The organism is Roseateles sp. (assembly GCF_039595295.1).
Classification (GTDB): domain Bacteria; phylum Pseudomonadota; class Gammaproteobacteria; order Burkholderiales; family Burkholderiaceae_C; genus Roseateles.
The window spans coordinates 53,238-70,114 of sequence record NZ_JBCNLU010000005.1; the positions used below are offsets into that span (position 1 = coordinate 53,238).

Genomic DNA, 16,877 nt, shown 5'->3' on the forward strand with positions numbered 1-16,877 from the left:
GTCCCGCCCCTACACTCCGCCGCCATGGCAGAGGACAAGTGGCTGGCGTTCTATCTGAAGCGGCGTCGTTGGATCGAACGCGCGGGCTGGGCCGCGTTCCTGCTCGGCTCGGCGGTGGTGAACACCGTGATCGCGCGCATGGATCTGCACCGCGCGGGCGTCTCGGTCCAGGCCTGGGAGCCGGCGGTCTGGGAGTTCTCCAGCGCCATCCTCTGGCTGGCCATCCTCCCGTGGATGATCCGCGCCGCCGACACCCGCCCGCTGCGCTGGGGCCAGATCACGCGCCATCTGCCCTGGCATCTGCTGTTCGCGCTCATCACCAGCCTGGTCCATGTGCTGGGCATGGTGGGGCTGCGCAAGCTGGCCTATGCGACGCAGAGCGCCCGCTACGACTTCGGCGACTGGCCGTCCGAGCTCTTCTATGAGGCGCTCAAGGATGTGCGCAGCTACGCCTTCATCCTGGTGATCGTCGGCGGCTACCGGTTGCTGGTCTGGCGCTGGCAGGGCGAGGCGAGCGTGTTGGCCGAAGCGCCGGGCATCAGCGCGCCGCCTGCTGCCTCGCTGACGGCACCACCGTCGGCCGCAGCGGTCGTGCCGCCCATCCCCGCCGGCGATCCCGCTCCCGGCTTGGCGCCTGCGCCGGTGGCCGCCACGGCGGAATCCCCCGCGCCGCCCGATCCGCAGCCGACGCCTGTGCCGGTGCCTCGCCCCGAACGTCTGCTGGTCAAGAAGCTCGGCAAGGAATTCCTTTTGCCGATGGACGAGATCGAGTGGATCCAGGCCTGCGGGAACTACATCAACCTGCACCGGCAGCAGCATGATTACCCCTTGCGCAGCAGCCTGGGCGCCTTCGAGCAGCGCATCGATCCGGCGGAGTTCGTCCGCGTTCACCGCAGCTATCTGGTGCGACTGCGTCTGATCGAGGCCATCGAGCCGACCGAGTCCGGCGACGCGCATCTGCGCCTGCGCGACGGCAGCCGCTTGCCGTGCAGCCGTACCTATCTCGACCGGCTCCGGCAGCGTTTGGCGTAATCCCGTACGGGAGAGGCGAGCAAGCTCCTTCCGCGTGGGCGATGTCGTTCCCCGAACGGTCGCCGCGGCGTCGCCGCGCGGCTATGCTCTTGCCCCAATGGACGCTCACATGGAAGACCGCGACCCGTCGTCGCCCGCTGCAGCGGATCCCACGCCGCGCCTGGTGCGCGAGGCGGGCGAGGGCGGCCGCGTGCGGGCGCGTCTGGAAGGGGACTGGACGCTGCTGGCTCTGCGCGAACGGGTCGAGGCGCTGCGCGGCGAGCTCGGCGACATGCCCAAGAACGAGGTGTCCTGGGACCTGAGCGCCGTCAGCCGGCTGGACCCGACCGGCGCGCTGCTGCTCTGGCAGGCCTGGGGTCGCCGTCAACCCGATCAGTTGCGTTGGCCACCGGCCCCGCTGGCCGACATGTTCCAGGCGCTGTTCGCGCGTCTGGGCAGCAAGCAGGGCAAGCCCGGCAAGCCGCCGCGCGCGCAGAACGTGCGCCAGTTCGGCCAGGGCCTGCTGAACCTGGCCAGCCATCTGCTCGACGCGGTCGCGCTGCTGGGTCAGGTCGTGCGCGACGTCGGCACCCTGGCGCGGCACCCGGCGCTGATCTCCTGGAAGGACATTTCCGCCCACATCTACCGCAGCGGCGCCCAGGCGCTGGGCATCACCGCGCTGGTGGGCGTGCTGGTGGGCATCACGCTTTCGTACCTCACCGCCAAGCAGCTGCAGAGCTACGGCGCCGACATCTACGTCATCAACATCCTGGGCATCAGCGTCTGGCGCGAGCTGGGCCCGCTGCTTGCCGCCATCCTGGTGGCGGGGCGCAGCGGCTCGGCGATGACCGCGCAGCTGGGCGTGATGCGGGTGACGCAGGAGCTGGACGCGCTGTCGGTGATGGGCATCTCGCACACGATCCGGTTGGTGCTGCCGAAAATGGTGGCGCTGTCGCTGTCCCTGCCGCTGGTGATGACCTGGACCAGCGCGATGGTGCTGGTGGGCGGGATGATCGCGGCGCGCGCCACGCTGGGGCTGGACTACATCCAGTTCCTGCAGGGCCTACCCGCCGCGGTCCCCGTCGCCAACCTGTGGCTGGGGCTGTCGAAGTCGGCGGTGTTCGGGCTGATGATCGCGTTCGTGGCCTGCCATTACGGGCTGCGGATCAAGCCCAACAGCGAAAGCCTGGGGACCGGAACGACCTCGTCGGTGGTGGCCTCCATCACCGTGGTCATCATCGTGGACGCGATCTTCGCGGTGTTGTTCTCCGACGTGGGATTGAAGGCATGAGCAGCGATTGCATCGAACCCGCCTCGACCGACATGGCCGAGGCCCTGAACGTGCGCCCCGGCGATCCCATCATCGAGGTGAGACACGTGGGCACCGTGCTGGGCGGCGTGCGCATCCACAAGGACCTGAGCCTGGAGGTCGAGGCGGGCGAGGTGCTGGGCATCATCGGCGGCTCGGGCAGCGGCAAGACCACGCTGCTGCGGCTGATGCTGGGCCTGGAGCGCCCCAGCGAGGGCGAGGTCCGCGTCTTCGGCCAGGTGCTGGGCAAGTGCGAGGCGCGCGATCTGGCGCAGGTGCGGCATCGCTGGGGCGTGCTGTTTCAGCAGGGCGCGCTGTTCTCGGCGCTGTCCGTGTTCGACAACATCGCGCTGCCGCTGCGCGAGCTCAAGAGCCTGCCCGACGACCTGATCGCCGAGCTGGTCATGACCAAGCTGCAGCAGGTCGGTCTGAAGCCGGAGGACGGCATCAAGATGCCGGCCGAGCTCTCGGGCGGCATGGTCAAGCGGGTGTCGCTGGCGCGGGCGCTGATCCTGGATCCGCAGCTGCTGTTCCTGGACGAGCCCACGGCCGGCCTGGACCCGGCCAGCTCCAAGCGCTTCGTGCAGCTGATCGAGAGCCTCAAGCGCGAGATGGCGCTGACGGTGGTGATGGTCACGCATGACGTGGACACCCTGTTCGCGATCGTCGACCGGGTGGCGGTGCTGGCCGATCAGCATCTGGTGGCGATCGGGCCGCTGGAGCAGGTGGTGAACCAGTCGCATCCGTTCATCCGCAACTTCTTCCTCGGCCACACGCAACGCTGTGCCGGGGACAACCTGCGCGACTACCGCGACGCCCTGCATCATCAGGACGAGATGCCCGCCTGAGCGGCGCGGCGACCAGGACAACCAGAGAGAAAGGGCCTCGGGCAAGCTCATGGAAAACAAGGCTCATGCATTGGCCACCGGCCTGTTCGTGCTGTTGCTGGGCGCGGCCCTGGTGCTGGTGATCGTGTGGTTCCGCGACGATCGCGGCGCCACGCAGTCCTTCACCGTGGTGGCGCGTGCCGGCGTGCCGGGCTTGAACGTCAAGGCGCCGGTGAAGCTGCGCGGCGTGCAGATCGGCAAGGTCGGCAAGATCCGTTTCGATCCCGAGCAGCCGCGCCAGATCCTCGTGGACATCGATGTCGACGCCGACGCGCCCATCGCCGCCGGCACGCAGGCCAAGCTCGGTTATCAGGGGATCACCGGGCTGTCCTTCATCGACCTGGACGACGGCAAGGAGCCGACCGATCCCAACCAGAGCGTGATCCAGACGCGCCGCATCCCGCTGGCGCCGGGCTTCCTGGACCAGCTGCAGGACGCGGGCCCCAAGCTCGCGGCCAGCGCGCTGGCGACGATGGACCGCATCCAGAAGGTGCTCAGCGACGGCAACCAGCAGCAGCTCAGCCAGACGCTGGCGCAGCTGCACGAGGCCTCGGCCGGCCTGAACGAGCTGATCCATGAGCTCAAGCCCACGGCGCAGGCGCTGCCGGCGCTGGTGAAGAACGCCGACGGCCTGGTGGTCGCCGGCCGCAACACGCTGGGCAACGTGGACACGCTGGCCAAGCAGGGCGGCGAGCTGGTCGAGGAATACAAGGGCAAGGCGGCGGCGATCGACGAGCTCGGCGACGCCGCAGCCCAGCTGCAGCGCACGCTGCGGCGGCTGGAGAACTCGCTGGTCGGTTCGACGGACAAGCCGCGGCAGCGGGCGGTGCTGGAAGACCTGTCGCAGGCCGCGCGCGCGCTGGAACGCGCCGCGCAGCGCATCGGCGATCAGCCGCAGAGCCTGATCCTCGGACCCAAGCCCGGCGAGCCCGGCCCCGGTGAATCCGGCTTCGAGGCGGGAGCGAAGAAATGAACGAGATGAATCAACTCCCTCGTACCGGCGGCGCGCGCCGCGCGGTGCTGCTCGGCGGCGTGGCGCTGGCCGCGGCGCTGATCAGCGCCTGCGGCAGCCGCGCCCCGGCACCGACGCAGATGGACCTCGGCCCCGCGACCGCGTGGCCGGCGCAGACGCCGCTCGCGCGTCGGGTGGACCTGCAAACCGTCGGCGCGTCGGAGGTGCTGCAGGGTACGGGCATCTCCTACCGCCTCAGCGATTCGGATCCGTATGCGCGGCGCGTCTATCGGGATTCGCGCTGGGCGGCGCCGCTGCCGGTGCTGGTGGCGACGCGACTGCGGCAGCAGGTCCAGCGCGCGCCGCTGGCGGCGGGTGGCGATCAGCTGCCGGCGGTGGCGGTGAGCGTGGAACTCGAGGAGGCGCTGCAGAGCTTCAGCGGCGCGAGCCGCAGCGAGGTCCAGGTGCGGCTGACCGCGACCGCGGACGACGGATCGCAGCGCTCGTTTGATCGGACGGAGCCATCGGGCGGGAACGCGGAAGGGGCCGTGAAGGCGACCGCCGCGGCAGTCGATGCGCTGGGTCCTGAGATCGCGGCTTGGGCCGCGGCGTTGCCGGTCAAGGAGCCGCGCCCGCGCAATCGGCGTTGAACTGGGCGCCGTGGCGGGGCGCCGACCTCGCTCAGCGCGAGGCGGCGATCCCGCCGCCCATGCGCTGTTGACGCTGGCGCAGGAAGGCTTCGGCCATGCTGGATTCGGGCTGCAGACGCTGCCCGATGTAGAGCTCCTGGCGGCGCTCGGTGATCTGGGCGCGCAGCCGATTGGCCATGATGCCCAGCGGGTCCAGCCCCTTCTTTTCGGCGCGCTCGACCGACTCGCCCAGCGCATGCATCTGGTGGTTGGTCAGCAGCGCGATGTGGGCCTGGACCACGCGCAGCCGGCCTTGCACCGCGCGTTCCGTCGAGCGCAGCCATTCCATGACCGCGTCGGCGTCGCCGCCGCGGACCTTGACCATGCTCTCGCCCGCGGCCAGCAGCAGCGACTCCAGCCGCGCGCGGTCCGAGGCCGCATAGGCCTCGTTGACCTCGGCCATCTTGCGCTCGCGGCGGCTGCGCTCGGCGTCGTCGGGCGCGAGGTCCGGATGCAGCCGCTTGGCCGCGCGGCGGTACAGCGTTTTCAGCGGAGGAGGTCCGACCTGGATGAGGCCACCTTCGGGTTCGGGCGGGAGCGGGGCGCCGGCGGGCAGCACCAGCAACTGCGGCATCGCGGTCGCCTTGGGCGAGTCCGGACCGCGGGTGTCCAGGCCGTTGCGGGCGAGCGCCTCGTGCAGATAGCGCATCGCGCAGTAGAGCTGCGATTCGAGCGCATCCAGCTCCATGTAGAGCGGCCCCAGCGCGGCGACGTAGCGGTCGATGAAGCCCTGCACGCGGGCGCGAAGGTCGACGTACTCGCGTTCCTGATCGGCCAGATAGCGCTGGAGATCGACCAGCTGCTCGCGGCGGCGGTCCAGTTCTCTCGGCGTGATGGCCTGGCTGATCATGTCGAAACGGGTCCCTGGGAAACAGTCTTGTTCTGAACGCCGATTCTGCCCGTCGCCCATGACCCTTCAAAGCGGAAACAGCCCGTCTCCGGGCTGTTTTTCTCAGCGTTTTCCCAGGGCGACGCCAGGGGAGGCGCCACCCCCGCGACCGGGGGCGCGCGTCCCCGGAAGCGGCGTCCGGAGATCGCCCGGATCGGACGTCGGCGGTGGCTCATTGCGAGGCCGCGCTCGCCGCGTCGACCGGCGCGCTGGCGCCTTCGGCCGGACCGCTGGCGATCACCTCCGGCACGCCGGGCGCGGAGGCCTCGGGCGCCGGGGCGCTCACGGCGGGCGGGTTGTGCGCGCCCGCGGCCTGACCGGTGATGCCCGTCGCCGGCAGCAGCGGCACGATCAGCAGCGCCACGATGTTGATGATCTTGATCAGCGGATTCACCGCCGGACCGGCCGTGTCCTTGTAGGGGTCGCCGACCGTGTCGCCGGTGACTGCGGCCTTGTGGGCGTCGCTGCCCTTGCCGCCGTGGTGGCCGTCCTCGATGTACTTCTTGGCGTTGTCCCAGGCGCCGCCGCCGGTGCACATCGAGATCGCCACGAACAGCCCCGTCACGATGGTGCCCATCAGCATGCCGCCCAGCGCGGCCGGTCCCAGCGCCAGGCCCACCACGATGGGCACGACCACCGGCAGCAGCGAGGGCACGATCATTTCCTTGATCGCCGCCGCCGTCAGCATGTCCACCGCGCGGCCGTACTCGGGCTTGGCCGTGCCTTCCATGATCCCCTTGATGTCGCGGAACTGGCGGCGCACCTCCTCGACCACCGAGCCCGCCGCGCGGCCCACGGCCTCCATCGCCATCGCGCCGAACAGGTAGGGGATCAGGCCGCCGATGAACAGGCCGACGATCACCATGTGGTTGCTCAGGTCGAAGCTGACGCTCAGGCCGCGCGACTCCAGCGCATGCGTGTAGTCGGCGAAGAGCACCAGCGCCGCCAGGCCCGCCGAGCCGATCGCATAGCCCTTGGTCACCGCCTTGGTCGTGTTGCCGACGGCGTCCAGCGGGTCGGTGATGTCGCGCACCGACGCGGGCAGATCGGCCATCTCGGCGATGCCGCCGGCGTTGTCGGTGATCGGGCCGTAGGCGTCCAGCGCCACGACGATGCCGGCCATGCTCAGCATCGCCGTCGCCGCGATCGCGATGCCGTACAGCCCCGCCAGCTTGAACGCGACCACGATGGCCACGCAGACGAAGAGCACCGGCCAGGCCGTCGAGCGCATGGACACGCCCAGGCCCGCGATGATGTTGGTGCCGTGGCCGGTGGTCGAGGCCTGCGCCACGTGCTGCACCGGCTTGTAGTCGGTGCCGGTGTAGTACTCGGTGATCCACACCATGCCGGCGGTCAGCACCAGACCGACCAGGCAGGCCAGGAAGAGCTGGGTGGCGCCGATGGTGTCGCCGCCGGGCAGCGTCAGGTCTTGGGGGAACAGCGCGCGGCTGATGAACCAGAACGCGATCGCCGACAGCACGCCCGCGACGATCAGGCCCTTGTACAGCGCCGGCATCACGTTCTTCATGCCGGGGCTGGCCTTGACGAAGCTGCAGCCGATGATGGACGCGATGATGGACGCGCCGCCCAGCACCAGCGGATAGACGAGCGCCGCGACGGACATGCCGCCGAAGGTCAGCGCGCCCAGCGCCATCGTGGCGATCAGCGTCACCGCGTAGGTCTCGAACAGGTCGGCCGCCATGCCGGCGCAGTCGCCGACGTTGTCGCCCACGTTGTCCGCGATGACGGCGGGGTTGCGGGGATCGTCCTCGGGGATGCCGGCCTCGACCTTGCCGACCAGGTCGGCGCCCACGTCAGCGCCCTTGGTGAAGATGCCGCCGCCCAGCCGCGCGAAGATCGAGATCAGCGAGGAGCCGAAGGCCAGGCCCAGCAGGGGCTTGAGCGTCTCGCTGTCGACCTTGGCGCCGCTGCCGCTGATCCACATGAAGAACAGGCCCACGCCCAGCAGGCCCAGGCCGACCACCAGCATGCCGGTGATGGCGCCGCCCTTGAAGGCGACGTTGAGCGCGGGGGCCATGCCCTTGGTGGCGGCCTGCGCGGTGCGCACGTTGGCGCGCACCGAGACGTTCATGCCGATGAAGCCGCAGGCCCCGGAGAGCACCGCGCCGACGACGAAGCCGGCGGCGGTTTTCCAGCCGAGGAACACGGCGATGAGGATCGCCAGGACCACGCCGACGACGGCGATGGTGCGGTACTGCCGCGCCAGGTAGGCGGCCGCGCCCTGCTGGATCGCGCCCGCGATCTCCTGCATGCGGGGGTTGCCGGGGTCCTGGCTGAGGATCCAGCTGCGCTGGATGAAGCCGTAAAGCACCGCGGCGACGCCGCAGGCAAGCGCGAAATACAGCGCCAAACTCGTCGACATAGATTTGTCTCCTATCGCTGACCGCCATCTTTTCGGGAGAGACAGCCTGGCACCGCGGCGCCGGTCCTGCGCGCGCAACAGCAACAGTCCGTCGAACCATGCTAAGCCCGGCGATACCGCATGGCATGAGCGTTTACCAGCGGATCAAGGGGACAGGCCCGATGGGGCCAGGGCTTGCGGGCGAGGCGGCAAGAACTGGCCCCGGGGCGGGAGCGTGGCATGCCCGGGTGGCACGCTTTACCGCCCGCCTCAGCGCGGCCTGCGCTTTCGTGCGCGGCGGGCTCTGGCCCAAGTTCCCGCAGCCGAGCGCGCTGCCGCTGAGGCGCCGCGTCAGCGGGATGCGCGTGGGCATCGTGGGTCTGGGCCGGGTGGGGCGGGCGGTGGCTCAGCGCGTCGAGGCCTTCGGTTGCCCGGCATCGCGCCAGCGCGACGGAGCAAACCCGGACCGCCATCGGCGAGATGGTGCTGGAGAGCCTGGAGCAGGCCCTGGCCGGACGGCGGCCGACGCACAGCCTGACGACCCGATCCGGCGCGCCGTCCGTCAGGGCCGATTCAGCCGACCCTCTAGAATCGCGGTTTTCCCGGAGTTGTTTCCGGGATCACTTCGCTGTCCACCACCATGAGCCTGCACAAAGTCACCCCCGGCGCGAAGGCGCCCGAGCAGTTCAACGTCGTCATCGAGATCCCGATGAACGCCGACCCCATCAAGTACGAGGTCGACAAGGAAAGCGGCGCGCTGTTCGTCGACCGCTTCATGACGACGGCGATGCATTACCCCTGCAACTACGGCTACGTGCCGCAGACGCTGGCCGACGACGGCGATCCGGTGGACGTGCTGGTGATCACGCCTTTCCCGCTGACCCCGGGCGTGGTGGTGACCTGCCGCGCCATCGGCGTGCTGCAGATGGACGACGAAGCGGGCGGCGACGCCAAGCTGCTGGCCGTCCCGACCACCAAGATCCTGCCGATCTATGAGCACTGGACCAAGCCCGAGGACATCAACCAGATGCGCCTGAAGGCCATCCAGCACTTCTTCGAGCACTACAAGGATCTGGAAGCCGGCAAGTGGGTGAAGGTCAAGGGCTGGGAAGGCCCGGAAGCCGCCAAGAAGGAAATCACCGACGGCATGGCCAACTACGCCAAGGCTCAACAAGCCTGAAGCGAGGGCTGACCGGGCGCATCGCCTGGTCCAAGCTCAACGACGAAGCGCCTCTCGGGGCGCTTTTTCTTGTCCGGTCCGATCGCCGCAAGGACGGGCAACGGGTCGTTCGGGGACAGACGGGCTCGGTGCGCCGCCCGACCTTCTGCGCACCGAAGCTCACCGGACAACTGACGGCCCCTTGTCGGTGCCATCCGGAGATCTCATGCTTTCGTTGCGTCGGACAGGTCGTGGATCTGGGGGCGTACGTCGAGTCTCGTCGAATCAACCATTGCATGCGCAGCTCTGCCCAGACCGTGCTCGGCGGCGCGACTGTCGCGTTCGCGCCGCAGGCGGACCGCATCGAGGGTGCCGGTTTCTTCGCGGACTCTGCGCGATGAGGACTGTTGGAGGCCTCAGGACATGTCGATGCTGCTTGAGAAACTGTGCTGGGACATCGAGGAGGCTGGCGGCGGCCGCCTCGCGCATGCGCAGGACGTGGCCTCGTTGCTGGCCTTCGCGTCGATGGCGTCGCGCGCTCAAGCCTCCGCGTCGGGAGGCGCCGCCTTGAACGGCTGATGCCGCTCCAGCTCGTCGATGTACTCGTCCATGGCTTGACCCTCGCGCTGAAGAAAATCGGCCACCGCCTCGCGGAACTGCGGATGGGCCAGCCAGTGCGCCGAGTGCGTTGACACCGGCATCAGCCCGCGCGCCATCTTGTGCTCGCCCTGCGCGCCGCCCTCGAAGCGGCGCCAGCCGTTGTCCAGGCACCAGGCCAGCGGCTGGTAGTAGCAGGCGTCGAAATGCAGATTCGGGATGTAGCGCGTCGAGCCCCAGTAGCGCCCGTACGCGGCCCGCTGCGATTCGTCGATCGCCACCAGCGACGCGGCCACCCGCTCGCCCTGTTCATCGCGGGCGAGGAACATCAGCCATTGTTCGGTCAGCTCCGCCGCCATGCGGGCGAAGAAGTCACGCGTCAGATAGGGCTTGTTGCGATGCGCCAGATAGGTCCGGGTGTAGCACGCGTAGAAGAAGTCCCAGTCCTCGGGCGTGATCGCCGCGCCCCGCAGCGCCTCGAAGCGCACGCCCGCCTCGGCGACCTTGCGCTGCTCCTGCTGGATCTTCTTGCGCTTCTCGCGCTGCAGCGATTGCAGGTAGTCCGCGAACGAGCGCGGCACGCCGTCCCCCGTCCAGTGGAACTGCACCTGCTGCCGCGCCAGCCAGCCGTCGCCGGTCAAGGCGCGCTGGTCCTGCTCATCGCCGAAGAGCACGTGGACCGAGGACAGCTCCGCCTTCATCGCCAGCGCGCGCAGTCCCTTGACCAGCCAGTCCCGCGCCGTGTCGTCGCGCGCCAGCAGCCGGCTGCCCGGCACCGGCGTGAAGGGGACCGCCACCAGCAGCTTGGGGTAGTAGTTCAGGCCGTGGCGGTCGTAGGCGTCGGCCCAGGCCCAGTCGAAGACGTATTCACCGTAGGAGTGGCCCTTCAAATACGCGGGGCAGGCGGCGATCAGCTCGCCGCCGTCCCACACGCTGACGAACTGCGCCTGCCAACCCTTCTTCGCGACCGCCGAACCGGATTCATGCATGGCCACGAGGTACTCGTGCCGCATGAAGGGCGAGGGCAGCGGCGCGCGCGCCAGCAGCGCGTTCCAGGCGTCGCGTGGCAACGAGGAGGGATCGTCGTCGACGCGGATCAGCGGTGCGTCGGCGGTCGCGGCGGGGGGAGCGGGGGAGCGGGCGGTCATGCGCGACTGATCTTAGGGTCAAGCCCATACCCTTCGCTTTGATGGCAGGATGCGGGTCATGCAAGCGACGACGCTCCACTCTCCCGCGCCCTCATTCGACAACCTGTATGCGCACGACTTCGCGCGCATCGCCGTGGGCGTGCCGCTGTGCCGGGTCGCCGATCCGGTGTTCAACGGCGAGCAGACCGCCCAGCTGCTGCGCGAGGCGGCGGCCGACGGCGCCGCGGTGATCGCGTTCCCGGAGCTCGGCCTGGCGGCCTACACCAGCGACGATCTCTTCCATCAGCGTCCGCTGCTTGACGCCTGCGAGACGGCGCTGGCCGAGCTGCTGAAGGTGTCGCGCGAGCTGTCGACGGTGGCCGTCGTCGGGCTGCCGCTGCGGGTCGAGCATCGGCTGTTCAACTGCGCAGTGGTGCTGCAGCGCGGACGCATCCTGGCCGTCCTGCCCAAGACCTATCTGCCCAACTACGGCGAGTTCTACGAGGCGCGTCAGTTCAACGCCGCGGATGAGGCGATCTCCGACGAGATCACCCTGCTCGGGCAGCGCGTGCCCTTCGGGACGCGGCTGGTCATCGCGGCCAGCGACATGCCGCTGCTGCGCCTGCACGTGGAGATCTGCGAGGACGTCTGGACGCCAATCCCGCCCTCGTCCTATGCCGCGCTCGCGGGCGCGACGGTGCTGATCAACCTGTCCGCGTCCAACGTCACCATCGGCAAGGCGGGCTACCGCCATCAGCTGGTCGGCCAGCAGTCGGCGCGCTGCCTGGCCGCCTATGTCTACAGCTCCGCCGGCGCGGGCGAGTCCAGCACCGACCTCGCCTGGGACGGCCAAGCCCTGGTCTACGAGAACGGCAGCTTCCTGGCCGAGAGCGAGCGCTTCCAGCGCCGCTCCCAGCTGGTGTCGGCCGACGTGGACCTGGAGCGGCTCTCGCGCGAGCGCATGCGGCAGACCAGCTTCGGCGACTCGGTGCGGCATCACGCGGCGACGCTGAAGGACTTCCGCACGATCGAGTTCGAGCTGGGCATCGCTCGCTCGCAGCCGTTGGCGCTGCGCCGCCGCGTCGAGCGCTTCCCGTACGTTCCGGCCGACCGCCGGCAGCGCGATGAGCGCTGCGACGAGGTCTTCCACATCCAGGTCCAGGCGCTGGTGCAGCGGCTGGTCTCCAGCGGCATCCACAAGCTGGTGATCGGCGTGTCGGGCGGGCTGGACTCGACGCACGCGCTGCTGGTCGCGGCGCGGGCGATGGACCAGATGGGTCTGCCGCGCACCAACATCCTCGGCTTCACCATGCCGGGCTTTGCGACCAGCACGCGCACCCGCGATCAGGCGCTGCGGCTGATGCGCGCGATCGGCTGCGAAGCCCGAGAGATCGACATCCGGCCCAGCTGCGAGCAGATGCTCAAGGACCTCGGTCATCCGTATGCGGACGGGCAGCCGGTCTACGACGTCACCTTCGAGAACGTCCAGGCGGGCGAGCGCACCAGCCATCTGTTCCGGCTCGCCAACCACCTGGGCGCGCTGGTGCTGGGCACCGGCGACCTGAGCGAGCTGGCGTTGGGCTGGTGCACCTACGGAGTCGGCGACCACATGTCGCACTACAACGTGAACGCATCGGTGCCCAAGACGCTGATCCAGTACCTGGTGCGCTGGGTCGCGGAGACGAAACAGCTCGGCGACGACGCGCACGGCGGCAGCGAGGTGCTGCTGGACATCCTGGCCACCGAGATCAGCCCCGAGCTGGTGCCGCAAGAAGCGAACGCGAAGAGCGGGACACAGGAGCAGGACGGCAAGGACGCCTCGACCGCCCTGCAGAGCACCGAGGCCCACATCGGCCGCTACGAGCTGCAGGACTTCAATCTGTTCTACACGATTCGCCATGGCTATTCGCCGGCCAAGATCGCCTTCCTGGCGCGCCACGCCTGGGGTGACCGCGAGCGCGGCGACTGGCCCGACGGCGAGCATGTGCAGCGCAACGAATATGCGCTGGCCGAGATCAAGCGGGTGCTGCGCATCTTCGTGACGCGCTTCTTCCGCGGCAGCCAGTTCAAGCGCAGCTGCGTGCCTAACGCGCCCAAGGTGGGCAGCGGCGGCTCGCTGTCGCCGCGCGGCGATTGGCGCGCGCCCAGCGACTCGGAGCCGACCGTGTGGCTCGCGGAGCTGGACCGGATTCCGGACTGAGCGCGGGGTGGGTCGCCTGCGGGATCCGTGCTTAAATCAGCGCCAGTCCCTCTCTCTTTTCCCCCATCGCCCGGAGCCCCGTGATGAAACAGATCACCGCCATCATCAAACCGTTCAAGCTCGACGAAGTCCGCGAGGCCCTGGCCGAGGTCGGCGCCTCCGGCCTGACGGTCACGGAAGTGAAGGGCTTCGGCCGCCAGAAGGGCCACACCGAGCTGTATCGCGGCGCCGAGTACGTCGTCGACTTCCTGCCCAAGGTGAAGGTCGAGGTCGTGGTCAAGGACGACGAGGTCGAGCGCTGCATCGACGCCATCCTCAAGGCGGCCAAGACCGGCAAGATCGGCGACGGCAAGATCTTCGTCACCCCGGTCGAGCAGGTGATCCGCATCCGTACCGGCGAGCAGGACGAAGCCGCCGTCTGAGCGTCAACATCGGCGTGCGATGACGCGCGCAACACACGGTTCGCGACATGCGAAACGATGTGAGAACGACGTGAAATCGACGTGAGAAATGAAGAGAAGGGCGGGGCGCCGATCGGCGTCCCGCCCTTGCTCATTGGGGCGATCGGCAAAGACGTGCGGTCAGCGCAGGTGCTGCCAGACCGCCGCGCCCCAGACGCCCGCCGCCAGCAGCAGCGCCAGCAGCACGGCGGCGCTGGCGATGTCCTTGGCGCGCTTGCTGAGCTCGTGCAGCTCGAAGGACACGCGGTCGATGGCGGCCTCGATGGCGGAGTTCAGCAGCTCGACGATCAGCACCAGGATCAGCGTGCCCAGCAGCAGCGCCACCTGGACCCAGTCCTTGCCCAGAAAGAAGGCCAGCGGCGCGCCGATGATGGTGAGCCAGATCTCCTGGCGGAAGGCGCTCTCGCCGCGGTAGGCGGCCAGCAGGCCGTCCCAGGAATAGCCGGCGGCGTGCAGGATGCGATCCAGGCCGGTGCGGCCCTTGTGGGGGTTGCTCATCTTGAAGGAGAAATGCTGATCAGGAATCCGCCGTCGTCACGGCCGTCTTCTTCGGACGGGGCGGAGGCAGTTGCGTGACCAGCCGGGTGCCGCAGATCACGTCGTGCAGGAACTGGCGCTGCGGATGCAGGCGCGCGAGCAGCAGGTAGGCCAGCACGCCGCTGAACAGCGCGCCGAAGATCACCAGCGAGCTGTGGTCGACGTCCAGCAGATGGATGCTGGCCAGCGCCGGGAGGAACCACAGCCAGGACGCCAGGTAGCGGGCGAGCGCGCGCCGCTGCGTCAGGCCGTGGCCGTGCTGGTCGACGACGCGCAGATGCCAGGCGCGCATCGCCACCGTCTGGCCGCCGCGCGACCAGAACCAGATGAAGTAGATCCCCAGCACCATGAACAGGAAGGCCGCCAAGCCCTGGCGGCCCTCGAGCGCGTTGCGCTGCTGGGTGAGCGTCGAATACAGCCAGCCTGCGACGAAGACGACGCCGAAGAGGACGACGCCTTCATAGAGAAACGACGCCATGCGGCGTGTCAGGCCCGGCGGCGCATCGGCCGCGGCGATCGGTGCGGAGGTCATCGCGCCAGTTTAGCGGCCGGCGACGTCGCGTTGCGGGAGCAGCGTATGGGGATCGAGGCGGGCTTCCCGCGGCGTGCGCAGCGGTCGGCCGGGAGCGCCGGAAGCGGCAGGCTGGGCGGGCTCGGCGCGCTGGGTCAGCAGCACCGTGGTCGCGCCGGGGCGGGCCTGGACCACGGTCGGGCCGGTGGTGGTCACCGCCAGCGGCGCGCGCCGGATCGGCGCCTTGGCCAGATTGGTCACCGGCGCCTCGCGACGCTCGGAGGCCTTCTCGGCGGCACGCTCGGCCAGGCGCTGACGCTTTTCCGCCGGGAGCGCCTGATAGGCCTCCCACTTCTCCTGCAACTTGGCCGGCTGCTCGGCGCCGCGCAGCTCATTGGCGTGCTGGTAGCCGATGCGGGCCTTCTGACGCTCGGTCGGGGACATGCGGGTCCACTCGACCATGCGCTCGCGCAGGCGCTGCTGGTGCTCGGGCGGGAGCGTGGAATAGCGGTTGGCGATTTCCAGCCACTTGCCCTTGCGGGCGCCGTCCAGCTGATCCCATTCCTTGGACAGCGGCGCGAGCGCCTCGCGCTGCAAGGGCGTCAGCGAGGCCCAACTCTGGCCCAGGCTCAGCGGCGTGGGCCCGGGCAGGGCGGACGTGCGGGCGGGCGCCGAGGCGCGCTGCACCACCGACGCGGCCGGCGCCATGGGGACGGGAATCGGGACGGCGGTCTCGACCGGCGCCAGCGCGGGCGCCGAGGCGGCGTCCTCCGCGTGGACAGCGCAAGCCGCCAGCATGAGCGCCGCGCCGGCAAGGGCCAGCGAGAGGCGGCTCAAGGGGCCGGGGAGGGGCGGGGATTGGCGGGGAACGGGAGAAAGACGGGCCACGCGCCGGCTCACTGTTTGGCTTCGTCGGACTTCTTGTCGTCGGCGCTGTTGGGATCGTTGGGGTTCTCGTTCAGGTATTCGCGGAAGCCCGGATCGCTATAGGCGGCAGGGGGCAGCGGCTTGGACAGCATCTCGGTGTCGAGCTCGGCCGCGCTGCGGATCTGTTCATACCACTGGCTGTGCTGGATCAGCAGCAGGCCGCCCAGCAGCAACAGCAGCGGGAGGATCGCCGCGGCCTTGAGCCAGCGCGGGGTCTTCTCGCCGCCGCCCAGTGCCAGCGTGCCGCCGCCGACTTCGCGCGCGGACGAGGCGGTTTCCGCCGGCGCCGCGGCGCGCGCGGCCGTCGCCTTGGCTAGCGCTTGCTCACGCGCGAAGCGCAGGCGCTCCTGGATGTCGCCGGAGAGGTCCTCGCTGCGCTCGCTCAGACCGGCGGCCACGCGCAGGCCGAAACGGGTCACACGCGCGTCCAATTCCTGGCGCGGCGCGGTTCCTGGCGTGTTCTTTTTCATAGCGTGATTCCCTTGGCTTTGAGCGTTTTCGCCAGCGCATGCACGGCGCGGGAGCAATGTGTTTTCACACTGCCCTCCGAGCATCCCATGACCGCTGCCGTCTCCGCGACGTCGAGTTCTTCCCAGTAACGCAGCAAAAAGGCTTCTCGTTGACGCGCGGGCAGCGCGGCGACCTCTTCCTCAATCAATTCCAGCGTCTGGACGCGCGACACCTCGTCCGCGGCCGACTGCGCGCCCATCGATCCCTCCTGCGTCTCCAGCATTTCCAGCAGGTCGAAGTCCTCGCCCGCCTCGCCGCCTTCGAAGTCCGAGAGGTTGCTGAACAGCGCGCTGCGCACCTTCTGCCGCCGGAAGTGATCCATGGTGGCGTTGGACAGAATGCGCTGAAACAGCAGCGGCAGCTCGGCTGCGGGGCGGTCGAAGTATTTCTCGGCCAAGCGGATCATGGCCTCCTGGACGATGTCCAGCGCGGCATCCTCGTCTCGCACCATGTAGACGGTGCGCTTGAAGGCGCGCCGGTCGACGGTCTTGAGAAAGTCGTTGAGTTCTTTGTCGGTGGCCAAAGGGCGGCGCCGCGGCGGGCGGTCGAGCAGGCAAAACGGCGCGGATTATCGCACCCGCACTACAAATAGCCATTACGCTTTGAGACCGATGCGGGTTTGCGTGCATAATCGGCCGCTCGCACACCGCAGTTTTTAAGTCTCAAGTAGGCCGCCCAACCGGGGCGCCCCTGTTTTTGACGCGACGTTTCAAGTCCGCCTCACAAGGGCGAGAGGAGAAGCACCGATG

The 16,877-nt window shown here is 69.2% G+C and carries 17 protein-coding genes and 1 pseudogene; 10 read left to right on the top strand and 8 right to left on the bottom strand.

Annotation, left to right across the window (positions count from 1 at the left end; all coding sequences use genetic code 11):
- Positions 1-24: 24 nt before the first annotated feature.
- From ABDW59_RS05575 to ABDW59_RS05595, 5 genes are all read left to right on the top strand, one after another.
- Positions 25-1,032: a LytTR family transcriptional regulator DNA-binding domain-containing protein gene (locus ABDW59_RS05575; RefSeq protein ID WP_343628533.1), complete on the top strand. Its 1,008-nt coding sequence runs from the start codon at positions 25-27 to the stop codon at positions 1,030-1,032.
- A 109-nt stretch (positions 1,033-1,141) separates the two neighbouring features.
- Complete coding sequence (locus ABDW59_RS05580) at positions 1,142-2,302, top strand: ABC transporter permease (RefSeq protein WP_343628534.1); 1,161 nt, start codon at positions 1,142-1,144, stop codon at positions 2,300-2,302.
- Positions 2,299-3,168 (top strand): ATP-binding cassette domain-containing protein, encoded by an 870-nt coding sequence (locus ABDW59_RS05585; RefSeq protein ID WP_343628535.1) that lies wholly within the window; start codon positions 2,299-2,301, stop codon positions 3,166-3,168. Before ABDW59_RS05580 ends, ABDW59_RS05585 begins: the two co-directional genes overlap by 4 nt.
- Positions 3,169-3,217: 49 nt before the next feature.
- Positions 3,218-4,180 carry an MlaD family protein gene (locus ABDW59_RS05590; RefSeq protein ID WP_343628536.1) on the top strand — a complete coding sequence of 321 codons (963 nt, stop codon included), beginning with the start codon at positions 3,218-3,220 and terminating at the stop codon, positions 4,178-4,180.
- Positions 4,181-4,185: 5 nt separating this feature from the next.
- The gene (locus ABDW59_RS05595) at positions 4,186-4,809 is read left to right on the top strand and encodes an ABC-type transport auxiliary lipoprotein family protein (RefSeq protein ID WP_343628537.1); all 624 of its coding nucleotides are present in this window, start codon (positions 4,186-4,188) and stop codon (positions 4,807-4,809) included.
- Between the two features lie 31 nt (positions 4,810-4,840).
- Here ABDW59_RS05595 and ABDW59_RS05600 read toward each other — a convergent pair whose 3' ends face one another.
- The gene (locus ABDW59_RS05600; RefSeq protein ID WP_343628538.1) at positions 4,841-5,698 is read right to left on the bottom strand and encodes a J domain-containing protein; all 858 of its coding nucleotides are present in this window, start codon (positions 5,696-5,698) and stop codon (positions 4,841-4,843) included.
- Positions 5,699-5,909: 211 nt separating this feature from the next.
- Positions 5,910-8,120 carry a sodium-translocating pyrophosphatase gene (locus ABDW59_RS05605; RefSeq protein WP_343628539.1) on the bottom strand — a complete coding sequence of 737 codons (2,211 nt, stop codon included), beginning with the start codon at positions 8,118-8,120 and terminating at the stop codon, positions 5,910-5,912.
- 266 nt (positions 8,121-8,386) lie between these two features.
- On the opposite strand from ABDW59_RS05605, the pseudogene ABDW59_RS05610 reads away from it, so the two are divergent.
- The 3 genes and pseudogenes from ABDW59_RS05610 to ABDW59_RS05620 form a co-directional block, all read left to right on the top strand.
- Positions 8,387-8,642 (top strand): annotated as a pseudogene (locus ABDW59_RS05610) (NAD(P)-dependent oxidoreductase); the annotation flags it as partial.
- Between the two features lie 97 nt (positions 8,643-8,739).
- The gene (ppa, locus tag ABDW59_RS05615; RefSeq protein ID WP_331614326.1) at positions 8,740-9,279 is read left to right on the top strand and encodes an inorganic diphosphatase; all 540 of its coding nucleotides are present in this window, start codon (positions 8,740-8,742) and stop codon (positions 9,277-9,279) included.
- 408 nt (positions 9,280-9,687) lie between these two features.
- Positions 9,688-9,837 carry a hypothetical protein gene (locus tag ABDW59_RS05620; protein ID WP_343628540.1) on the top strand — a complete coding sequence of 50 codons (150 nt, stop codon included), beginning with the start codon at positions 9,688-9,690 and terminating at the stop codon, positions 9,835-9,837.
- On the opposite strand, the gene ABDW59_RS05625 is transcribed toward ABDW59_RS05620, so the two are convergent.
- Positions 9,798-11,003 (bottom strand): GNAT family N-acetyltransferase, encoded by a 1,206-nt coding sequence (locus ABDW59_RS05625; protein WP_343628541.1) that lies wholly within the window; start codon positions 11,001-11,003, stop codon positions 9,798-9,800. The two genes, ABDW59_RS05620 and ABDW59_RS05625, sit on opposite strands and share 40 nt — an antisense overlap.
- A 58-nt stretch (positions 11,004-11,061) precedes the next feature.
- Between ABDW59_RS05625 and ABDW59_RS05630 the strand changes: the two genes are divergently transcribed.
- Together ABDW59_RS05630 and ABDW59_RS05635 are read left to right on the top strand one after the other, a co-directional pair.
- On the top strand, positions 11,062-13,182 hold the full coding sequence (locus ABDW59_RS05630) for an NAD(+) synthase (RefSeq protein WP_343628543.1): 2,121 nt from the start codon (positions 11,062-11,064) through the stop codon (positions 13,180-13,182).
- Between the two features lie 83 nt (positions 13,183-13,265).
- Positions 13,266-13,604, top strand: coding sequence for a P-II family nitrogen regulator (locus tag ABDW59_RS05635; RefSeq protein ID WP_067062357.1), 339 nt, complete (start codon positions 13,266-13,268; stop codon positions 13,602-13,604).
- 159 nt (positions 13,605-13,763) lie between these two features.
- Here the strand turns inward: ABDW59_RS05635 and ABDW59_RS05640 are convergent, their stop codons facing one another.
- The 5 genes from ABDW59_RS05640 to ABDW59_RS05660 are packed head-to-tail and all read right to left on the bottom strand — an operon-like array spanning position 13,764 to position 16,651.
- Complete coding sequence (locus tag ABDW59_RS05640) at positions 13,764-14,141, bottom strand: diacylglycerol kinase (RefSeq protein ID WP_343628544.1); 378 nt, start codon at positions 14,139-14,141, stop codon at positions 13,764-13,766.
- A 19-nt stretch (positions 14,142-14,160) separates the two neighbouring features.
- On the bottom strand, positions 14,161-14,712 hold the full coding sequence (locus tag ABDW59_RS05645) for an RDD family protein (RefSeq protein WP_343628545.1): 552 nt from the start codon (positions 14,710-14,712) through the stop codon (positions 14,161-14,163).
- Positions 14,713-14,721: 9 nt separating this feature from the next.
- A complete protein-coding gene (locus ABDW59_RS05650) occupies positions 14,722-15,528 on the bottom strand; it encodes a DUF3106 domain-containing protein (RefSeq protein ID WP_343628546.1) in 807 nt (268 codons plus the stop codon).
- A gap of 59 nt (positions 15,529-15,587) precedes the next feature.
- Complete coding sequence (locus ABDW59_RS05655; protein ID WP_343628547.1) at positions 15,588-16,088, bottom strand: DUF3619 family protein; 501 nt, start codon at positions 16,086-16,088, stop codon at positions 15,588-15,590.
- Positions 16,085-16,651 carry an RNA polymerase sigma factor gene (locus tag ABDW59_RS05660; protein WP_343628548.1) on the bottom strand — a complete coding sequence of 189 codons (567 nt, stop codon included), beginning with the start codon at positions 16,649-16,651 and terminating at the stop codon, positions 16,085-16,087. The genes ABDW59_RS05655 and ABDW59_RS05660 overlap by 4 nt, the downstream gene beginning before the upstream one ends.
- Positions 16,652-16,877: the final 226 nt, after the last annotated feature.